This is a genomic window from Legionella sp. 27cVA30, assembly GCF_024160945.1.
GTDB lineage: Bacteria > Pseudomonadota > Gammaproteobacteria > Legionellales > Legionellaceae > Legionella_A > Legionella_A septentrionalis.
The window spans coordinates 809476-828577 of sequence record NZ_JAMYXK010000002.1; the positions used below are offsets into that span (position 1 = coordinate 809476).

A 19102-nucleotide genomic window follows, 5' to 3' on the forward strand; every position below is an offset into this window, starting at 1 on the left:
TATGTTAGTTATAAGAGGTAAATAATTAAAAATGAGCATAGTTAAAGTACGCAATATATTCTTGATAGGGCCTATGGGCGCGGGAAAAAGTACCATAGGCCGTACTTTGGCAAAAGAGCTCAAACTTGAGTTCTATGATTCTGATGAAGTCATTGAAGAGCGTTCAGGTGCAGATATTTCCTGGATTTTCGATGTTGAAGGCGAGGAAGGTTTTCGCCGTCGCGAACAAAAAGTAATTGAAGAATTGACACAAAAAAATAATATTGTTTTGGCCACGGGCGGCGGCGTGGTGATGACGCCGGAAAACCGTAATGCCCTTGCAGCAAGAGGCACGGTTATTTATCTTAAAACTTCCTTGCAACAACAATTTGAACGCACGAAGCGGGATACTAAAAGACCTTTGCTGCAAACGGATGATCTCGAGAGCCGCCTGGAATCATTGCGAGATGAACGGGAGCCTTTTTACGAAGAATTGGCTGATATTAGTTTTGAGACAGACAAACTAACAGTGAAAGCCGTAGCGAATAATATTATAAAATACATCTATGGCGAGGTCTGAAATTTATCAGCAATTGTCGGTACAGCTCAGCAGTTGCCAATATCCTATACATATCGGCTGGAATTGCCTGGAGGAGCAGCAATTATTGCAAAAGTTCGTCACGGGAAAGCAACTGCTTATTGTAACGAATGAAACGGTGGCTCCTCTTTATCTTAATAAAGTGCGGCAAGCGTTTACCTCCTGGCAGTGCGATACGGTGATATTGCCTGATGGGGAAGTTTATAAAAATCAACAAAGCCTTAATGCGATTTATGATGCGTTAATTCAATTTAAACATCATCGCGATACGACCTTATTGGCACTGGGCGGCGGAGTTATAGGCGATCTTACAGGCTTTGCGGCTGCTACGTATCAACGTGGCGTTAATTTGGTGCAGTTGCCCACTACTCTTCTCGCGCAGGTGGATGCGGCCATAGGAGGAAAAACTGCAATCAATCATCCACTGGGTAAAAACCTCATCGGTGCTTTTTATCAACCGCATGCAGTCATTATTGATTTGAGTACGCTAAAAACCTTACCCGAACGTGAGCTACGGGCAGGGTTTGCTGAAATCATTAAGTATGGTTTGCTTGCAGGCGGGGATTTTTTATTAAAAATCCAGCATATCTTGGGTGAAGGCCTTAACGGGGCTTCCAGGCAAGAGTGGAGCGAGCTTATTTCCGGATGTTGTCAAATTAAGGCAAAATTTGTTCAGGAAGATGAGCGTGAAAGTGGCAGCAGAGCATTATTAAACTTAGGCCATACGTTTGCACATGCGCTTGAAGCATATACATCCTATGAACGGTGGCATCATGGGGAGGCCGTTGCAATAGGGCTTTTTTGCGCTGCACAATTATCCTATGAGCATGGGATAATTGATTATTCTTGTGTAAAACTAGTTGATGCTTTACTAGCTGCGGCGCAATTGCCGCGCCGTATTCCGAAAGAGATTGATTTGCATGTCCTGCATGGCTTAATGTTTAGCGATAAAAAAATAAAAAATCAGCGATTACGTTTCGTATTAATGAAGGCACCGGGAAATTGCTATCTTGATAGCACTATAACAGATGAATGCTTGCACCATGCATTAATGAATGCAGTTGAAGGAGACTGACAATGAGTGATGGAACCATCCAATTTAACGCTGATCAATTAATTGATCATGACAATTTATACAAACCAGCATCCTGGCTTAATAAAATTACGTTCATCAATCACTTGGTTAAAGGCTGCAATAATATCCTTATTTCAGTTTTAGGCGAACAGGGGAGCGGCAAAACGACTTTTGCTGCACTATTGAGCGAAAATCTTGATAAAGAAATAACATCCTGTCTTATCACGGCCAGCCCTTTATTCAATCAAGGATTGTTCCTATCGCAACTGGCAGTACAACTTCGTCATAATGGTGAAGTGACTTTGGCTAATATTGTTGGCAAAAGCCAGGCTGAAAAAGAGCATACCTTGCTGATAATTGACGATGCGCATTATCTGTCGGAAGCTTTTATAAGTGAAATATTATCTGTAGCTAAGTCGCAAGGTGAAGAAGCTTATTTCCATGTTTGTTTGATCTCCAATTTCTCGTTGGTGCAGGTGCTGAATAATCTTGGGCAAGACAGCAAGGATATGATTCATAGCTTGGAACTCGGGCATTTAACCGAGCAGGAAACCAAGGTTTATGTGTTGCATCGTTTGCTTTCTCAATCCAGTTTCCTGAAAGATGAATATCTAAAGCAATTTTACCAGTTAACGGAAGGAAATATTCTCGGAATTAATACACAATTGGCCGGATTTTTCCATAATGGTTGCATGCCTAAAAGCAAGGGTGTATTTTTTAACAAGACTGCAAAGCGCGTTACCTTGGTAGGAAGTGCAATCATTGTTGCATTGGGTGTTGCTTTTTTCCTACAACCGCAAAACCAGCTTCCTGTTGAAACTGCATTGGCGCTTAATGCAGTTCAACCCGCGCAAGAAACTATTGCAAATGTGAAAGCCATCGCCGAACCAGTATTGGACAGCAATATTCCCCGCTACGATATGGCATCCACTGTACAATATATTCAGCCGGCACCATTGCGCCGCGCGGAACTGGCTTTCTACAGTGAGGAAGAAGATGTAAATGATAACTTGGTTGTTATGGATAAAGTGGTGGTAATACCGCAAGTTGCGCAAGCCAAAGCGCATCAATTATTGGAGCAGGAAAGTACTTCCATAGCGCAGGCGGTGCCGATGGGTGGCGAAATAAAGGCAAATAAGCTTGAAATTAAGAAACCAGTATTAAAGATCGCCGATGTTAAACCTAAAAAGCCTGTCATGATGCAACATAAAACGCCTCCTGGTCAGTTTACAATACAATTATTAGCGAGCCACAGCATATCGGCATTAAAGGATTTTGCAAAAATTCACCGGCTTGCGGATGCCAAAATAAGACGCGCTCAACGGCAAGGCAATGCATGGTATGTATTGACCATAGGCGAATACAAGCAAAAAGAATCGGCAAACCAGGCTGCCTATCAATTATCTAAAGAAATTGCCAAATTAAAGCCGTGGATTCGGCAGTTAAGTGATTTGCAAGATATTGGGTAATAGTAATTTGTTATGCTGTTTTTTAGATTATTCATTGCCCCGGATAATTAAGCCTATCCGGGGCGGGTTTGTCTTTCTTGGTTAAAGCAAATTAAAAAACCGTGACCCCTTGCTTGTCTGCATGTGGTGCCACGTTTTTCTCAGAGGCAAAATCTTTTCTCCAAGTCTTAAAGCCGATAATGGCCATACCCATATAAATTAAAACGAGCATGACGTGGAACGGTAAATCTTTGACATAGTACAAGATTACATAGATGCAATCGGCGCAAAACCATAAAATCCAGGTAATCATCATTTTGTAGCACATGGCGCATTGTGCCGTAATGCTAAGCGCCGTGGTGGCAGCATCTAGCATGGGTACATTTGAATGCGTGGAAATTGTTAGTATGCCGGCAATAATACAATATAAGATTAGAACTCCACCAGCCACATACACCACTTGTTTCAGGGAAAGAGGTATCATTTTTGACCGCAATTCATTTTGTTGCGACCAAAGATACCAGCCATAGCAAAAATTAAAAAAGTAAAATATTTCCAGACACATATCGGCGAAAATACCTTTTTGCCAATAAAGCCAGGCGTTGCAGGAAGTAGCAACCAATCCTATCATCCACGCCTTCATGTCACGACGGATAAAAAAATAAGTTGCAAGCAGAGCGGTAATCGCCCCAAACAAGTCAATTAGCATATGCTGATGTCCAATGAAGCCAATGGGATAAAAACAATTCCTGCACTTTACCAGTAGCATAAGACGCTTGTTATTAGGCTTGTTGCGTCAAACACTGTATAAAAATAATTCCCTATACTTAAGGACAGCAGGTATTTTACATGAGTTGGGGTTGCTGGGAAATTACAGTTTTTTCTGATAGGCTGTCATTTACAGCATTATGCATTTTAAGGAGAAGAACATGTATAAAAAGGTATTGTTTGCCACCGATTTTGACGAGGTTGGGATTAATGCTGCCCATAAAGCTAAAAAAATTGCCGATGAAAATAAGGCTGAATTAATTTTAGTCCATGTGGTTGAGCCAATACCAGCTTATGCTTATCCAGGTTTTGCAGGTTTTGCTGAAGTAGAAGTTTCTATCCGCGAGCAGGCAGAGAAAGAATTAAACACATTGGCTGAGCGTCTAAAAGTGGATGAAAAACATCGTTTTCTGGAATTTGGTTCTACAAAAAATGAAGTTTTGCGTGTGGCTAAGGAAAACAATATTGACCTCATCGTGACGGGAAGCCATGGCAAACATGGGCTTGCCTTGTTGTTGGGTTCCACAGCGAATGCCATTTTACATGGCGCTCAATGCGATGTATTGATTGTGCGCTCTCATCAGGATTAATTTTGCAAGGGGCTAAAATAAGCTGATAAGCGCTTTTGCCCCGCAATTTTATAAAACTCCAAGTTCGTAATTGAGAATAAAATCAGTATAATCCCTTTTTTGTCTTCTATAGAAGAGCATGAAATTATTACGCGGTTTACAAGATATGCCTGCCCTCCGTGCAGGTACAGTGTTAACTATTGGCAATTTTGATGGAGTGCACAGGGGGCACCAGGCTCTGTTAAACGAATTAAGGAGCGAGGCCCGCCGCTTACAGCTACCATTGACTGTGATTTTATTTGAACCGCAACCGGGCGAATATTTTCAAGGAAGTGCAGCTCCTGCCCGCCTTGCAACACTAAGAGAAAAGATCAACGAGCTAAAAAAATATGGCGTTGATTACGTTTATTGTCTTAAATTTAATCGAGATTTAGCTTTAATGCCGCCTGCTGAGTTTGCAGAGAAAATTATATTTTCTTTATTGCAGGCAAAATATATCCTAATAGGTCGTGATTTCCGGTTTGGTAAGGAGCGTGGTGGTGATGTGGCATTATTGCAGGAATTAGCAAAAAAATGGAATTCAACGGTAGAGATGTTTCCGGATTTTGCAACGGCAGGCGAACGCATTAGTTCGACAAAAATTAGGCAAGCGCTTGCCGAGAATCACCTTGAGCGGGCAGCAGAATTTTTGGGGCGCCGTTATGCTATGTGCGGGAGAGTGGTGCCGGGAAATGGGCTTGGGCGGCAGTGGGGGATCCCTACCGCGAATTTATGTTTAAACAGGCGCTCTTTGCCTATTAGGGGAGTTTTCTGTGTCTACGTACAAAGAAAAGGACGTTTATTCCCTGCTGTGGCAAATTTAGGCTGCAGACCAACGGTAGATGGGGTGCGCAATTTATTAGAAATCCATTTATTAGATTTTAATGAAATGATTTATGGAGAAATTTTACAAGTTATTTTCTTGCACAAACTGCGGGATGAGAGTAAATTTTCTTCATTGGATGCATTAATTGCACAAATTAAACAAGATATCGCAGCAACAAAAAATTATTTTAATCGTGTGATTTCCGTTTCCAAGTCCTAAGCTTATAAAAGCTTGCAGTAACAAAGTTAACGGCACAGGAGTTTGGAATTATGATTCAAATGTATGACCTTTGCAGAGTAAAAATGAATGGCAGAATATAAAGACACGTTGAATTTACCTCATACCCTTTTCCCAATGAAAGCCAATTTACCGCAGCGCGAGCCGCAAATGTTGGCCGAATGGGAGTCAAAGGCAATTTATACACAACTACGTAAAGCAAGGGCAGGCAGAAAGCGCTTTGTGTTGCATGATGGTCCTCCTTATGCCAATGGTCATTTGCATTGCGGCCATGCCTTAAACAAAATCCTTAAAGACATCATCATCAAATCAAAATCTTTAAGCGGTTATGATGCTCCGTTTAAGCCAGGTTGGGATTGCCATGGGCTGCCGATTGAATTAAACGTAGAAAAAAACGAGGGGAAGGCGGGTGTCAAGATAAGCGCAGATGAATTCCGCAATAAATGCCGGGAATATGCTGCCGGCCAAATCGATATCCAGCGTGAAGAATTCAAACGCCTCGGCGTTTTTGGGGACTGGAATAATCCATACGTAACCATGGATTATTCCTACGAAGCCAATATTGTTCGCGCTTTGGCAAAAATTGTTGCCAACGGACATTTGCAGCAAGGATTTAAGCCCGTGCATTGGTGCATTGAATGCGGTTCAGCCCTTGCTGAGGCAGAAGTGGATTACGAGGAAAAAACTTCTCCTTCCATAGACGTGGCTTTCTATGTTACCGAACCCAAAGCTTTTCTCGAGAAAGTAAATAATGCGCTCACTGAAAAACCTGTCATTGTGCCCATTTGGACGACTACTCCATGGACTTTGCCGGCAAATGAAGCAGTTTGCTTACATCCGGAACTAACTTATGCATTAATTGAAACTGCAGAGCATTATTTTATTGTGGCGGCAGATCTTGCAGAAGATGTCATGAAACGGTATGGGGTGAGTGAGTTTTGCTTAAAGGGTGAAATAAAAGGCAAGGCTTTAGAAAGTAGTTTACTGAATCATCCATTTTATGAGCGCCAGGTTCCCATCGTCTTGGGAGAGCATGTGACCACGGAAACAGGCACAGGCTGCGTGCACACGGCACCAGCGCATGGTCCGGATGATTATCAAACAGGGTTGCAATACGATTTGCCTTTGCTTAATCCAGTCATGGCGAACGGGTGTTATGCGGATAACGTGCCTTTATTGAAAGGGCTTCATGTTTTCAAAGCAAATGCCCCTATTTTGGATTTGCTGCGTGAGCGGCACGTTTTACTGCATGAAGAATCGTTACGGCATAGCTATCCTCATTGCTGGCGGCATAAAACACCGATGATTTTTCGTGCCACACCGCAATGGTTTATTGCGATGGATAAAAATAATTTGCGTACGCAATTGTTAGAACAAATCAATCACGTATCCTGGATTCCGGATTGGGGCAAAGCGCGTATTCGCATGATGGTTGAAAATAGACCTGATTGGTGTATATCACGGCAGAGAGCCTGGGGCACGCCTATCCCTTTATTTGTACATAAAACAACGCGCGAATTACATCCGAATACTGTCGAGCTCCTGGAAGACATTGCCAAGCGTATTGAGCAGAAGGGGATCGATGCGTGGTTTGACTTAAAAATAGAAGAAGTGTTAGGGCAAGAGGCTCTACTTTATGAAAAAGTGAATGATACGTTGGATGTATGGTTTGATTCAGGCGTTTCACATTTTTGCGTACTCAAACAAGAAAAAGACCTTGCATTTCCAGCCGATGTCTATTTTGAAGGTTCGGACCAACATCGAGGTTGGTTTAACTCATCCTTAACCACGGCGGTTGCCATGTATGGGGTCCCGCCTTACAAAACAGTGTTGACGCATGGTTATACGGTAGACGCAGAGGGAAAAAAACTCTCCAAGTCGAAGGGTAATTATGTTGCTTTGGATAAATTGATCGCGCAGCATGGGGCTGATATTTTACGGTTGTGGGTGGCTTCAACGGATTACCGTAATGAAGTCAGCATTTCTGATGAAATCATTAAACGCAATGCGGATGCTTATCGGCGCATCCGCAATACGGCGCGTTTTCTTTTAGCGAATTTGTTTGATTTCACCCCTGAGCAGGAATGCGTGCCTGTTGCAAAGCTGGTGGAATTGGACCGATGGGCCATTGCACGTTCCCAGCAATTGCAGGAAGAAATTTTGTCCGCGTACGAACAATATAATTTCCATGTGATTTATCAGAAAATTCATAACTTCTGTGCCGTGGATATGGGTAGCTTTTATTTGGACATCATCAAAGACAGACAATATACGACGCCGGTCAACAGCATAGCCCGCCGTTCTTGTCAGACTGCAATGTATTACATTATTCATGCCTTAACACGCTGGCTGGCACCTGTTTTATCATTTACCGCCGAGGAAATTTGGCAAGCTATTCCAGGCAGTAAAAGCGAATCAGTGTTTCTGGAAGAATGGTATAAGGATTGGCCAGCTATAAAAGATATTGATATGAATGCCTGGCAGCAAATCCAGGAAATTCGTGATGAAGTCAATAAAGCTTTGGAAAGCAAACGCAAAGATGGAGTAATTGGTTCACCTCTGGCAGCTGAAGTGACTATTTATGCCCAGGATGAGATCCAAGTTCTTTTATCACGATTAGGTGATGAATTGCGCTTTGTACTCATTACTTCCGCAGCTAAAGTGTTGCCGTTTTCTGCACTTACTCCTGCTGCGGCAGTCAATGAGCACTTGGGCGTTGCGGTCGAAGTGCTGGCGAGTCCATATGCAAAATGCGATCGCTGCTGGCATCGCCGTGCCGATGTTGGCCAAAATGCGGTACACCCTGAATTATGCGATCGATGCATTGGCAATATTAATGAGAATGACGAATTGAGATATTACGCATGAAAAAATGGATGTGGTTTCTAATTAGCATGTTGGTTGTGTTGCTCGATCAGGGAAGTAAGTATTGGGCAACACTCAATTTATTCCCTTATCAACCTGAGTCTATATTACCCGTTTTAAATTTTACCTTGGCATATAATACAGGTGCAGCATTCAGTTTCTTGAGCAGTGCTGGAGCCTGGCATCATTGGCTTTTTGCAGGATTCGGTATCCTGATGAGCATTGTATTAGTGGTTTGGATGCTTCGCTCTTCCAGACACGATTATCTGCAATTGTTGGCGCTTAGTTTAATTTTAGGCGGGGCATTAGGCAATCTCGTCGATCGGGCCACATGGGGATATGTTATTGATTTTATTGATGTATTTTATAAAGAATACCACTGGCCTATTTTCAATCTGGCAGATAGTGCGATTTGCATCGGTGCATTTTTACTATTTATTGACTTGTATAAAAGCCAGAGCCGTTAATACAGTTAAGCTTGGTTGTTATTGACGAACCAAGCTTAACATTAACTGCCTATACGGGTTCTAAAGCCCGCAAATGCTTGCTTTCGGGATTTAAAATGCTCACGGCTGCGACGGCAGGCAAATTAAGAAAATGCTCTGCTTCTTCCATTTCAATTTCCGCAGGAAATAACCTCAATAAAGGCAAACATTTATTGAGCAGGGTACAAAATGTAAGATCCGCTGGGTAGGGACGTACATAATGGCAACCTAATGCCATAGCCTGCATGGCTTCAGAAAGCGTTGCCACGCCTGGTAAATAATTAATGGAATAAATATTGGCGGTTTGGGCTATTGCAGGGAGAAACCCGGGGCTTGTTACGAAGTGAACCCCGGCTTGATAACAGTTTTCCAGTTGTTGCACGTCGATGATGTTGCCAGCCCCAATGCGCAACATGGGAAAATCCTTTAAAACTGTAGAAAGATAAACAGGGTCGACACAATTAATTTCTACCACTGAATAACCTGCTTGAGCAATTTGCTTAAGCTTGTCAAATAACAGTGCATCAACATCAAGAGTAATTATGATTGATTGACTGCCAATCAGTTTTTCCATCATCATGTTGCATTCGCTAAAGGGCTACAATTCTTGTCATGTTAGAAGAGTTACCGGCACTTAGCAAGTATATTTTTAACAAGTTCTCATTTAGGAAGCGAGCTGTGATGAATAAAAAAATTGGGTCAACAAAGTGACCCAATTCTGTTCGGTATGATTTGAATTTAATATGGTTTCATGTTAAAGGGTGAAGGGTTGAACTGGTTAGTCACTTCCTTTTCTATGTCTTTGCTAAGATTTTGTCTAAACTCTGCAATTACTTTCGAGATGATTTCCGGTTTGTTATTAAGCAGTTTGACGAGCAAATCGCTGGTATTCTGATTAATTTTATCTCCTTCTTTGAAATCGCGTAAATTTTGCAATACGGTTTTAAGTTCCGGATTTCTTTGCATAATTGCTTCCAAAGCTTGATTTAATGCACTCACCTGTCGTACGGAAGGATTGTTTTTTAGTATCGTCAGCAAATTAACGAAGCGGCTACGCACGTCTTGCGGGGAAGGTTTCAGGGTATTTTGCTGATTGCCTGCATTAAGTTGCGGCTGCTCGATAGAATTCAGTAATGAATCAATTGCATTCGTGGGTTTAGGGGTTGGCGTTATTGTTGGTTTTAGTTGGTCAATTCGTTGTTGCTTGGATTCTTCAACTTGCTTGATTTGCATTTGCAGGGCGGCTACATTGGCTTCAATCTCCGGTTTTTTGGCCAATTGCAGTTTTAATTGTTCCTGAATCACTTCCTTATTCCGCTCAACCAAGGTATTAAGAAATTCCAATTCAGGTCGCGCTTTTAGGAAAAGTTGATGAGCCTTGTTTTGCAATTCTTTTTTCTCGTTGGGATCAACTATATTTTCTAGATTTTGCCCAGGAGCTAACAGGAGCAGCTTGCCATGTTCATCCTTTGCAAGCCTCATACCCTTCATACCTTTTAGCACCGTATCTTTATTCAATGCGTATTGCGCCTGCGTTAAATCTTGGGTGACCTCGCCTGTGGCATCGTATAACACTTTGGTGCCGCTGAGGATTTCTTTGAAATCATGCAAATTCGCATGCTTTGTCTGAACTTCTTTTAGTTTATCGCGTAACTCAGCGAATTGCGGAGTATCTTCTTTGTTGGCTAGAATGTAATCATCAATATCGCGGTTTAGTTTTTCTTGTTCTGTTGCAAGATCAGCCAGATTTTTATTAACCCATTGCAAAACTCCTTCTTTTTTCTCGGTAGGAAGTTTATCCAATTGAGTATGGTATTCACCCAGCATGTCAAATAGTTCCTGCTCACTACTTTGTAGGACTTGCTGCAGAAGATCTTGTTCGTGTCCTTTATCCTGTAAATAATCAATTTCACGCAATGAGGCATTTTCTTTAGCCAATAAAGATTCAAGGTGATTAATGGTGATCGTATGGGCTTTCACTAAAGAATCTTCTTCAACTGTTTTGGCTATTGGTTGGGGAGCATTGCGTTGTTGTGTGCGGTGAAGTTGATGATCAATTTGCTCTTGGATGAAGGCATTTAATTCATGGGCCTTAGCTTCTTTTTTACTGGCTGCATATAGTAAAAACATAGCGAGTAAGCGGCGACGCATGAGTTCTTCATCGCGCAAGCGTTCTTGTTCAGCCAACGCTAAATTGTGTTCCACCGTAACTTTTTCGCTCATTTCTCCTTTGACCGTTTCACCGGCAGGAGACTCCAAAAATTCAATGATGTCATTCGGAAATTTAAAACCAAACCGGTTTACATAGGCGTGGGCATATTCTTCCGGGGTTTTTAACATTTGCTCATCGCCTAATGGTTTTAGGGAAATGGCTAATTCTTTTTCTTCATTGGCCAGCATTTGGATTATAGCGGAGCGCTTAAATTCCATATCCCGCCCATTTTTTCTTTTAAGACGCAACATGTCTTCTTTGTTATTAAGTTTGCTGTCTGCCGGGGGTGATAGTGGAATCATAATTTATCTCATAAAAAATAGATCAATATCATATACATTATACATGATAAAATTGTATATTAAAACATCATATTGTTCTTGCATTGACGGGATTACCAGCATTGCGCAGCTGTCCCTGTAGGCGTCCCCCCGGGGCCTGCAGTGATTCCTTTCACTCCCAGGCTGTTAAGGGTCAAGGCTTGGCAACGCGTATCGCTGGTAGCTTGGGCTCTTACCGGCGTGGCTCGTAACGTAAAATTCGACTCAGTGGCGCTGGTGATTGCAATCACATACCAGCCTTCTGGCGATGCATTACTGCTTAACACGTCCGTACTTTTGCCTGTTCCTATGGTTGCGGTCTGATAAGTATTATGTTCGGAATAATGACGTTCCATGCGGCTAGCTAAATTTAATAAGGCCGCCTGGCCATCGCTGCGGCGCGCCCGGGTAATGTATTCCCGATAGCTGGGATAAGCAATAGTAGTAATAATGCCGATTATCAGCAGAACTACGAGTAATTCAATCAGTGAAAATCCTTTCTTCACCATGTCAATCCTTTTTAAGCGCACGACAACATCTTAGGTCTTTAAGATTAGGTTTGCAATGAAGGGAATATTATTAGAGGCGGTAATGGGATTAATATAGGCAAGTTGCTGGTACAATGGAAAGTTGGCTGATAAAATTACAAAAATAAAGAATTTTTCGCGCAAGTTATTCAATTTAGACAAGCGAGACTAGATAAGCTCCTCAAACAGGAAATATGATAGATGAACACCTACTGTGGATACATAGCCTTGATTGGCCGCCCTAACGTCGGGAAATCAACGTTGCTGAATCAAATTTTGCAGCAAAAATTAAGTATTACTTCGCGTAAACCGCAAACCACAAGACACAGCATTTTAGGGGTGCGTACGGACGATAATTATCAATTCATCTATGTTGATACGCCGGGAATCCATCAGGGAATGAAAAAAACCATCAACCGCATGATGAATAAATCTGCACTAAGCGCTTTGCATGATGTTGATATAATTGTTTTTTTAATTGATGGCTTGCAGTGGAAGGAAGAGGATGAATACATTTTAAAACAAATCAAGGAAGTAAATTTACCCTGTTTCCTGGTCATTAACAAGGTTGACAAAATTACTGATAAATCAGCCCTACTACCGTGGATTGATAAATTAAATCAACTTCATACCTTCACGGCAATCATTCCTTTATCCGCTAAAACAGGCATACAAGTGGATGCTTTACAAGAGCAGCTTAAAGCCTACCTCCCGGAAGGGCCGTTTTTATTTGATCCTGAGCAATTTACCGATCGCTCGGAAAAATTTCTTTGTGCCGAGCTGTTGCGGGAGAAAATTTTTCGCCTTTGCGGACAAGAATTGCCATACTCCACCACGGTTGATATTGAATCATTTAAAGAGGAAGATAAATTGATTCGCATTCATGCTTTGATTTTGGTGGATAAGGATAATCACAAGCGCATGATCATCGGCGATAAGGGCAGTAAGTTAAAAGAAATTGCCAGCAGTGCGCGTATCGATATGGAAAAATTACTGGGTAAAAAAGTATTTTTGCAATGTTGGTGCAAGGTAAAAACTGGATGGTCGGACGACGAGCGATTATTGAAACAATTGGGTTATGATCACTAGCGCATTACCGACATGGATTTTGCATAAACGCTGGGTTCGCGATACCAGCGTGCAAATTACTTTCCTTACCGAGGAAGAGGGTTTGCTCCAGGCGCTATACCGAGGCGGACGCAGCTTGAAAAAGAAACCCCTAATCCAAGAATTCATGCCGCTCTGGGTATCCTTAAACAAGCGTGGGGAGCACGTTTACGTGCAACAATTGGAAGCTTCCGCTCCTTCGTTGCAGCTTAAAGGACATGCTTTGTTTGCAGCCCTGTACACGAATGAATTGCTCTGTTTGCTCCTCCATCCGTCTTCTGAGTTAAACCGAGAGTTATTTGCTTTATACACATCCACATTATATGCATTGGCAAAAGCTTCGCAGCGTTTGCAAATCGAAGCAATATTGCGTTGTTTTGAATGGAAGTTTCTAAGCCTATCGGGGTATCAAGTTTCGCTGGAGCATGATAACGCAATGCGACCCATTGTTGCTGATAAACGGTACAACTTTTTAGCTGGAAGTGGGTTTTTTGCAGAAAAAGAAGGCATTTCAGGCGAACATATACTTGCATTTGCACAAAATAAGTTTAATGATGCCGCCACATTAAAATCCATTAAATGGTTTATGCGCCAGGCCGTCGATTACGCTCTGGATGGAAAACCGCTTAGAACGCGCAAATTGTACTTAAATTCACCGAGCTAATCACGGATGCGTGTTACTTCATTAATTAATCACGGGTGAAGCATGAAAAAAGATATACTCTTGGGTGTGAACATCGATCATATTGCTACGCTTCGGCAAGCAAGAGGTACACGTTATCCTGAACCGGTGCAGGCTGCCATTGCCGCCGAGGAAGCAGGGGCTGATGGCATTACGTTACACATGCGTGAAGACTTACGTCATATTCAGGCAAGAGATGTACGCTTAATTAAAGCCGTATTGCAAACTCGAATGAACCTTGAACTTGCTGTGACAGAAGCCATGCTTTCCTTCGCAGAAGAAATTAGCCCTGAGCATGCTTGCCTAGTCCCGGAAAAGCGTGAAGAGTTGACTACGGAAGGAGGGCTGGACGTTAGCGGAAATTATGCTGTAGTTGAGCATGCTGTGAAGCGCTTGCAACGGTTGGGTAGCGAAGTATCATTATTCATTGATGCTGATTTTAAACAAATTGATGCTGCTGCTGCCACTGGTGCTGAAGCCATTGAATTGCATACCGGTTGTTATGCAGATGCTAAAACCGAGCATTCCCAGCTGGAAGAACTTGAGCGAATTAGACAAGCAGCGGAATATGCTGCTAAGCTGAATTTAATAGTCAATGCCGGACATGGGTTGCACTATCATAATGTCAAACCTATCGCGAGTATTAAAGAACTGAACGAATTAAATATTGGCCATGCGATTATTGCACGTGCGCTGTTTTGCGGTTTAAGTGAAGCCGTAAAACAAATGCGTCAGTTAATGCAGGAAGCAAGATTGTTTATGTTGTAGGTGTTAAGTTAAAAGGACATTTTCAGTAACTTACAAGAGATGAGTAAATGACTGATGCAATTATTATCCGCTTGACCGGGGATTCGGGAGATGGGGTGCAGCTGGTCGGTGAGCAGTTAACGATCACTGCTGCCTTGGCAGGCCATGATGTCCGTACCTTACCGGATTTCCCTGCCGAAATCCGTGCCCCAGCCGGAACTGTCGCCGGAGTATCCGGCTTTCAGCTTGCCATGGCTGACCGAGCTATTTTTACAGCAGGAGAGACGCTTGATGTGTTGGTCGCATTAAACCCTGCCGCGTTAAAAAATTCTCTGCAGTATTTAAGTCATGGCGGATTATTAATTTTAAATGAGGATAGCCTGCAGCCTAAAGATTGGGAACGAGCTGGTTTAAGCCCTGATTTCTTAAACGATAAAGCCCAGCACTATCAAATTTTGTCGCTTCCTCTCATCAGCAATACCTTAAAAGCGATCGAAGGACTGGATATTAGCCACACCCAGGCTAAAAAAGCCAAAAATTTTTATGTGCTTGGGTTGGTGCTTTGGCTTTTTGATTTATCTACTGACCATTGTCTATCGTTCATTACCCAAAAATTTAAAGATCCTCAAATTGCCAAAGCGAATACCCAAACCCTGTTGGCAGGATACAATTACGCCATGACGTTGGAACTTAGCCGGCAACATTATGAGTTAGGTCAAATCGAGCGTCTGCCCGGCGAATACCGACAAATTACTGGTGTTGAAGCCATTTCCTTGGCATTGGCCGCTTTGGCAACGCATACCCAAACTCCTTTATTAGTTTCAGGCTATCCCATTACACCGGCTTCTGCCATTTTACAAGAATGTGCCAAATTAACTGAATTTGGGGTACAACTGCTGCAAGCCGAAGATGAAATCGCAGCCATTTGTTCCTGCATTGGTGCGGCTTTTGGCGGTTGCCTGGCGTTAACATGCACCTCAGGTCCCGGATTTGATCTGAAAAGCGAAAGCTTAGGTTTGGCGGTGGCTGCTGAATTGCCGTTAGTGGTCGTGGATGTGCAACGCGCCGGAGTATCGACTGGGCTGCCAACAAAAACGGGACAAAGCGATTTGCGGCAAGCATTGTATGGTCGGCATGGGGAGGCGCCTTTGCCCGTTTTAGCAGCTAAATCACCAGCTGATTGCTTCGCTACCATCATTGAAGCGTTTACGCTAGCCACGGCGTATATGACGCCCGTGGTGGTATTACTGGATGCCTATCTTATCAATGCCGCAGAACCCTGGAAAATTCCAGATGCTGAAACATTGCCTATACCGAAGTTGGAATTTAATCGCTTTGCAAAACCTTATCAGCGGGATAAACGCTTAAGCCGCAGCTGGAATATTCCCGGCACCCCTGGTTTTATTCATCAGCTCGGCGGATTGGAGAAGCAGGGAGAACAGGGGCAGGTTAGTTATGATGCAGCCAACCATCAGCACATGGTGGCTTTACGAGCACAAAAAGTAGCCAATATTGCTGGAGAATATGCTGATCTGGTCATAGAAGGAGACGAAGAAGCTTCTGTGCTGCTCATGGGTTGGGGCAGTACTTATGGCAGTCTTAAATCCGTTCTAGAGCATTATCAAGCCGCAGGCATACCCATGGCACTGGTTCATTTACGCCAGTTAAATCCACTGCCTAAAGAATTGGCTGTTATTATAAAAGAGTTCAAGCATGTGTTAGTTGCAGAATTAAATACAGGGCAGTTATGCGAAGTGCTGCGTGCACAATATTTAGTTGACGCCCGTGCAATCAGTCAATGCAATGGCCAGCCATTTACGACGAGTTATTTATTGGAAGCCATTAATCAGGTTTTAGAGATGGAAAAAGAGACTTCATAATGATCTCTACTGGAAGCAACTATGAACAAAACAAAATACAACCGTAAAGACTTTACCAATGATAATGAAGTACGTTGGTGCCCAGGTTGTGGTGACTATGCCATCTTGGCTGCTTTACAGCGCGTACTCCCTGAATTGGATCTGCCGCCGGAGCAACATGTTTTTGTCTCGGGAATAGGTTGTGCAGGCAGACTGCCATACTATATGAATACCTATGGTTTACACACCATCCATGGGCGTGCCACAGCGGTTGCAACGGGTTTGCAAGCACTGCGCGATGATTTATGTGTTTGGGTTATCACGGGCGATGGGGATGCTTTAAGTATTGGCGGCAATCACCTCATTCATTGCCTACGGCGCAATGTTAACCTTAATATTTTGTTAGTAAACAATCAGGTTTATGGCTTGACCAAAGGACAGTTTTCACCCACCTCACAAAAAGGGCAAATTACAAAAACTTCTCCCCATGGCGTAACCAGTCAACCGGTTAACCCGTTAGCCCTGGCTTTGGCATCGGGCGCTACTTTTGTTGCCCGTGCTGTTGATAAAGATCCGAATCATTTGGCTGAGCTCTTAAAAAAAGCCTATGCACATTCCGGTTGCTCTTTCGTAGAAATTTACCAAGATTGTAATATATTTAACCATGGGGCATTCGATGAATTTGCTCTGAAAGCCAATCGGGCGCAAAATACGGTGCTTCTCGAGGATGGCAGGCCGCTGGTATTTGGCGCTGCAGAGGAGTGGGCATTAACTCTGCAAGGCGAATGCCTTGAACGTTGCCCAAGCCAGGAGCCCAATTCATACCTTCATGACTCTTCCGATTTTATAGCAGCGATGCGTTTGGCCCGTCTGCATTTCCCTGACTATCCGGTCCCATTGGGGGTGTATTATCAGGAGAAACGAGAAGTATTCAATTTAAACAGAAAATTTAACAAATCGGTACACGATTTAGCGCAATTATTTCGTTGCGGTGCATGTTGGGGGCAAAAACAATAAAGGCGGCTCAAAGGCCGCCTTTATTGTAGGAAAGATGGTTAATTATCACGCCCTGAAAAAGCACTCAACAAATTCAGCAAGCTAATGAACAAATTGTATATTGATACAAATAAAGTCACGGTTGCTGAAATGTAATTGGTTTCACCGCCATGAATAATTTCACTGGTCTGCAATAAAATCACTCCGGAAGAAATAAGGACAAAAGCAGCGGAGATACCCAAGTACAAGGCAGGGATTTGGAAGAAGAAGTTGGCAATCATCGCCAGCAGCGCCACCATGACGGCGATAAACAAAAAGCCGCTTAAATAGCTGAAATCCTTACGCGTAGTTAATGCATAACCAGATAACCCGAAAAATATCAATCCTGTGCCACCTAAGGCGGTTGCAACCAATTGCGGGCCATTTGAAAAGTTCGCTATATAAAAATTAAGGATGGGACCTAGGGCATAACCCATAAATCCTGTGAAGGCAAATACGCTTAATATTCCCCAAGCGCTATTGCGAAGCGCATTCGTCAAGAACATTAAACCATAAGCTCCCACGAGAAAGAGTAAGGGATTCATATGTCTTACATTTAATGCAAACGAAGCATAGGCAGCTACAGCACTAAATACAAAGGTAATACCCAATAATAAGTAAGTGTTTCGCAACACTTTGTTAGTCGCAAGCACCGATTCAGTTCTGCGGCTTAGTACGGAAACGTCGTTTCTGTTCATTAGTAACTCCAGATTATTTATATTCCAATTCTAGCATAAATGAGGATTGTTTGCCGACTTTTCAAGTCTAGCTGTGGTCTAATTAACTGACAAGCCTCTCTCTTGTTAAAAAAATTAAAAGTTGCAGCGGTTTAGGGCTGTTATTGGTTATAAAATAACTATATTTTATAAGATAAGCTTATTAATAAGGTTGCTTATGGGTCGTGTAGCTGTGGCGCAGATGGTTTCCCGCGCTGATGTCCGTGCTAATTTAAGTCAAGTTTCTGAATTATTGGCAAAAGCGCATGCGCAAGATGTGCAATTGATAATTTTGCCAGAAAATTTTGCTTTCATGGGTAAGCATGAAACTGACAAACTCAACATTGCTGAACGCTATGGAGACGGAGAAATCCAGCAAACCATAAGCCGTTTGGCGCGAAAATATGGCATGTGGATTATTGCAGGTACCATGCCAATCCAATCTGCAGAAGCGCGCGTGCGGTCGAGTTGTCTTGTTTACAATGAGCAAGGGGAATGCAAAGCTCGCTACGACAAGATTCATTTATTCGATGTACGGGTTTCTGCCAATGAAGCGCATCGAGAGTCGCTCACTGTGGAGCCAGGCGATGACGTGGTGGTTGTAGAAACTCCTGTGGGACGCATTGGCCTTAGTGTGTGTTATGATTTACGTTTTCCTGAGTTATATCAACAATTGCGAGTAAACGGTGCTGAAATTTTTTCTGTTCCTTCTGCCTTTACAGCAACAACAGGAGCAGCCCATTGGGAAATTTTGTTGCGCGCTCGCGCCATTGAAAATTTATGTTATGTATTAGCAGCCAATCAGGGCGGGCAACATGAAAACGGGCGGGAAACTTATGGTTACAGCATGATTGTAGAACCTTGGGGCAAAGTTCTAGCCCAGCAAAAGCGCGAAGCAGGGATAGTAGTGGCTGACATTGATTTGTCACGGATACGGCAATTGCGTCAGCAGTTTCCGTGTCATGAACATCACGTATTGACTCAGAATGACTTACACAGGTAAACAAT

The 19102-nt window shown here is 42.8% G+C and carries 18 protein-coding genes; 13 read left to right on the forward strand and 5 right to left on the reverse strand.

Annotated features, from left to right (window positions below; genetic code table 11):
* Positions 1-31 precede the first annotated feature (31 nt).
* Genes aroK through NKV53_RS09075 form a run of 3 tightly spaced genes read left to right on the forward strand, consistent with a single transcriptional unit; the run spans position 32 to position 3121 of the window.
* Positions 32-559, forward strand: coding sequence for a shikimate kinase AroK (aroK, locus tag NKV53_RS09065; RefSeq protein WP_126953884.1), 528 nt, complete (start codon positions 32-34; stop codon positions 557-559).
* Entirely contained in the window at positions 546-1652 is a 1107-nt protein-coding gene (gene aroB, locus NKV53_RS09070; protein WP_127057175.1) for a 3-dehydroquinate synthase, read from the forward strand. Before aroK ends, aroB begins: the two co-directional genes overlap by 14 nt.
* A gap of 2 nt (positions 1653-1654) precedes the next feature.
* On the forward strand, positions 1655-3121 hold the full coding sequence (locus NKV53_RS09075; protein ID WP_126953882.1) for an SPOR domain-containing protein: 1467 nt from the start codon (positions 1655-1657) through the stop codon (positions 3119-3121).
* Positions 3122-3212: 91 nt separating this feature from the next.
* Here NKV53_RS09075 and pnuC read toward each other — a convergent pair whose 3' ends face one another.
* On the reverse strand, positions 3213-3809 hold the full coding sequence (gene pnuC / locus NKV53_RS09080) for a nicotinamide riboside transporter PnuC (protein WP_158614974.1): 597 nt from the start codon (positions 3807-3809) through the stop codon (positions 3213-3215).
* A gap of 220 nt (positions 3810-4029) precedes the next feature.
* Here pnuC and NKV53_RS09085 point away from each other — a divergent pair, with 220 nt between their 5' ends.
* The 4 genes from NKV53_RS09085 (at position 4030) to lspA (ending at position 8871) form a co-directional block, all read left to right on the forward strand.
* Positions 4030-4458 (forward strand): universal stress protein, encoded by a 429-nt coding sequence (locus NKV53_RS09085; protein ID WP_126953880.1) that lies wholly within the window; start codon positions 4030-4032, stop codon positions 4456-4458.
* A 118-nt stretch (positions 4459-4576) separates the two neighbouring features.
* Positions 4577-5521, forward strand: coding sequence for a bifunctional riboflavin kinase/FAD synthetase (ribF, locus tag NKV53_RS09090; protein WP_127033203.1), 945 nt, complete (start codon positions 4577-4579; stop codon positions 5519-5521).
* 87 nt (positions 5522-5608) lie between these two features.
* The gene (gene ileS, locus NKV53_RS09095) at positions 5609-8407 is read left to right on the forward strand and encodes an isoleucine--tRNA ligase (protein WP_126953878.1); all 2799 of its coding nucleotides are present in this window, start codon (positions 5609-5611) and stop codon (positions 8405-8407) included.
* The gene (gene lspA / locus NKV53_RS09100; RefSeq protein WP_126953877.1) at positions 8404-8871 is read left to right on the forward strand and encodes a signal peptidase II; all 468 of its coding nucleotides are present in this window, start codon (positions 8404-8406) and stop codon (positions 8869-8871) included. Before ileS ends, lspA begins: the two co-directional genes overlap by 4 nt.
* A gap of 49 nt (positions 8872-8920) precedes the next feature.
* Here the strand turns inward: lspA and NKV53_RS09105 are convergent, their stop codons facing one another.
* The 3 genes from NKV53_RS09105 to NKV53_RS09115 form a co-directional block, all read right to left on the reverse strand.
* On the reverse strand, positions 8921-9469 hold the full coding sequence (locus NKV53_RS09105) for a multidrug DMT transporter permease (RefSeq protein WP_126953876.1): 549 nt from the start codon (positions 9467-9469) through the stop codon (positions 8921-8923).
* 158 nt (positions 9470-9627) lie between these two features.
* Entirely contained in the window at positions 9628-11403 is a 1776-nt protein-coding gene (locus tag NKV53_RS09110; RefSeq protein ID WP_253351007.1) for a hypothetical protein, read from the reverse strand.
* Between the two features lie 92 nt (positions 11404-11495).
* Positions 11496-11930 (reverse strand): type IV pilin protein, encoded by a 435-nt coding sequence (locus NKV53_RS09115; protein ID WP_126953874.1) that lies wholly within the window; start codon positions 11928-11930, stop codon positions 11496-11498.
* A gap of 219 nt (positions 11931-12149) precedes the next feature.
* Between NKV53_RS09115 and era the strand changes: the two genes are divergently transcribed.
* The 5 genes from era to NKV53_RS09140 are packed head-to-tail and all read left to right on the forward strand — an operon-like array spanning position 12150 to position 17360.
* Entirely contained in the window at positions 12150-13037 is an 888-nt protein-coding gene (gene era / locus NKV53_RS09120) for a GTPase Era (RefSeq protein WP_126953873.1), read from the forward strand.
* Complete coding sequence (gene recO, locus NKV53_RS09125; RefSeq protein ID WP_126953872.1) at positions 13027-13719, forward strand: DNA repair protein RecO; 693 nt, start codon at positions 13027-13029, stop codon at positions 13717-13719. Before era ends, recO begins: the two co-directional genes overlap by 11 nt.
* A gap of 42 nt (positions 13720-13761) precedes the next feature.
* Complete coding sequence (gene pdxJ, locus NKV53_RS09130) at positions 13762-14505, forward strand: pyridoxine 5'-phosphate synthase (protein ID WP_126953871.1); 744 nt, start codon at positions 13762-13764, stop codon at positions 14503-14505.
* 47 nt (positions 14506-14552) lie between these two features.
* Entirely contained in the window at positions 14553-16364 is a 1812-nt protein-coding gene (locus tag NKV53_RS09135; RefSeq protein ID WP_126953870.1) for a 2-oxoacid:acceptor oxidoreductase subunit alpha, read from the forward strand.
* 21 nt (positions 16365-16385) lie between these two features.
* The gene (locus tag NKV53_RS09140; protein ID WP_126953869.1) at positions 16386-17360 is read left to right on the forward strand and encodes a 2-oxoacid:ferredoxin oxidoreductase subunit beta; all 975 of its coding nucleotides are present in this window, start codon (positions 16386-16388) and stop codon (positions 17358-17360) included.
* A gap of 38 nt (positions 17361-17398) precedes the next feature.
* Here NKV53_RS09140 and NKV53_RS09145 read toward each other — a convergent pair whose 3' ends face one another.
* Complete coding sequence (locus tag NKV53_RS09145) at positions 17399-18076, reverse strand: Bax inhibitor-1/YccA family protein (RefSeq protein ID WP_126953868.1); 678 nt, start codon at positions 18074-18076, stop codon at positions 17399-17401.
* A gap of 196 nt (positions 18077-18272) precedes the next feature.
* Here NKV53_RS09145 and NKV53_RS09150 point away from each other — a divergent pair, with 196 nt between their 5' ends.
* A complete protein-coding gene (locus NKV53_RS09150) occupies positions 18273-19097 on the forward strand; it encodes a carbon-nitrogen hydrolase family protein (RefSeq protein ID WP_126953867.1) in 825 nt (274 codons plus the stop codon).
* The last annotated feature ends 5 nt before the right edge of the window (positions 19098-19102 follow it).

What these genes read in the sequence shown, in the direction of transcription:
- aroK (WP_126953884.1), top strand. Translation starts at nt 32, where the DNA reads ATGAGCATAGTTAAAGTACGCAATATATTCTTGATAGGGCCTATGGGC.
- aroB (WP_127057175.1), top strand. Translation starts at nt 546, where the DNA reads ATGGCGAGGTCTGAAATTTATCAGCAATTGTCGGTACAGCTCAGCAGT.
- NKV53_RS09075 (WP_126953882.1), top strand. Translation starts at nt 1,655, where the DNA reads ATGAGTGATGGAACCATCCAATTTAACGCTGATCAATTAATTGATCAT.
- pnuC (WP_158614974.1), bottom strand. Translation starts at nt 3,809, where the DNA reads ATGCTAATTGACTTGTTTGGGGCGATTACCGCTCTGCTTGCAACTTAT.
- NKV53_RS09085 (WP_126953880.1), top strand. Translation starts at nt 4,030, where the DNA reads ATGTATAAAAAGGTATTGTTTGCCACCGATTTTGACGAGGTTGGGATT.
- ribF (WP_127033203.1), top strand. Translation starts at nt 4,577, where the DNA reads ATGAAATTATTACGCGGTTTACAAGATATGCCTGCCCTCCGTGCAGGT.
- ileS (WP_126953878.1), top strand. Translation starts at nt 5,609, where the DNA reads ATGGCAGAATATAAAGACACGTTGAATTTACCTCATACCCTTTTCCCA.
- lspA (WP_126953877.1), top strand. Translation starts at nt 8,404, where the DNA reads ATGAAAAAATGGATGTGGTTTCTAATTAGCATGTTGGTTGTGTTGCTC.
- NKV53_RS09105 (WP_126953876.1), bottom strand. Translation starts at nt 9,469, where the DNA reads ATGATGATGGAAAAACTGATTGGCAGTCAATCAATCATAATTACTCTT.
- NKV53_RS09110 (WP_253351007.1), bottom strand. Translation starts at nt 11,403, where the DNA reads ATGATTCCACTATCACCCCCGGCAGACAGCAAACTTAATAACAAAGAA.
- NKV53_RS09115 (WP_126953874.1), bottom strand. Translation starts at nt 11,930, where the DNA reads ATGGTGAAGAAAGGATTTTCACTGATTGAATTACTCGTAGTTCTGCTG.
- era (WP_126953873.1), top strand. Translation starts at nt 12,150, where the DNA reads ATGAACACCTACTGTGGATACATAGCCTTGATTGGCCGCCCTAACGTC.
- recO (WP_126953872.1), top strand. Translation starts at nt 13,027, where the DNA reads ATGATCACTAGCGCATTACCGACATGGATTTTGCATAAACGCTGGGTT.
- pdxJ (WP_126953871.1), top strand. Translation starts at nt 13,762, where the DNA reads ATGAAAAAAGATATACTCTTGGGTGTGAACATCGATCATATTGCTACG.
- NKV53_RS09135 (WP_126953870.1), top strand. Translation starts at nt 14,553, where the DNA reads ATGACTGATGCAATTATTATCCGCTTGACCGGGGATTCGGGAGATGGG.
- NKV53_RS09140 (WP_126953869.1), top strand. Translation starts at nt 16,386, where the DNA reads ATGAACAAAACAAAATACAACCGTAAAGACTTTACCAATGATAATGAA.
- NKV53_RS09145 (WP_126953868.1), bottom strand. Translation starts at nt 18,076, where the DNA reads ATGAACAGAAACGACGTTTCCGTACTAAGCCGCAGAACTGAATCGGTG.
- NKV53_RS09150 (WP_126953867.1), top strand. Translation starts at nt 18,273, where the DNA reads ATGGGTCGTGTAGCTGTGGCGCAGATGGTTTCCCGCGCTGATGTCCGT.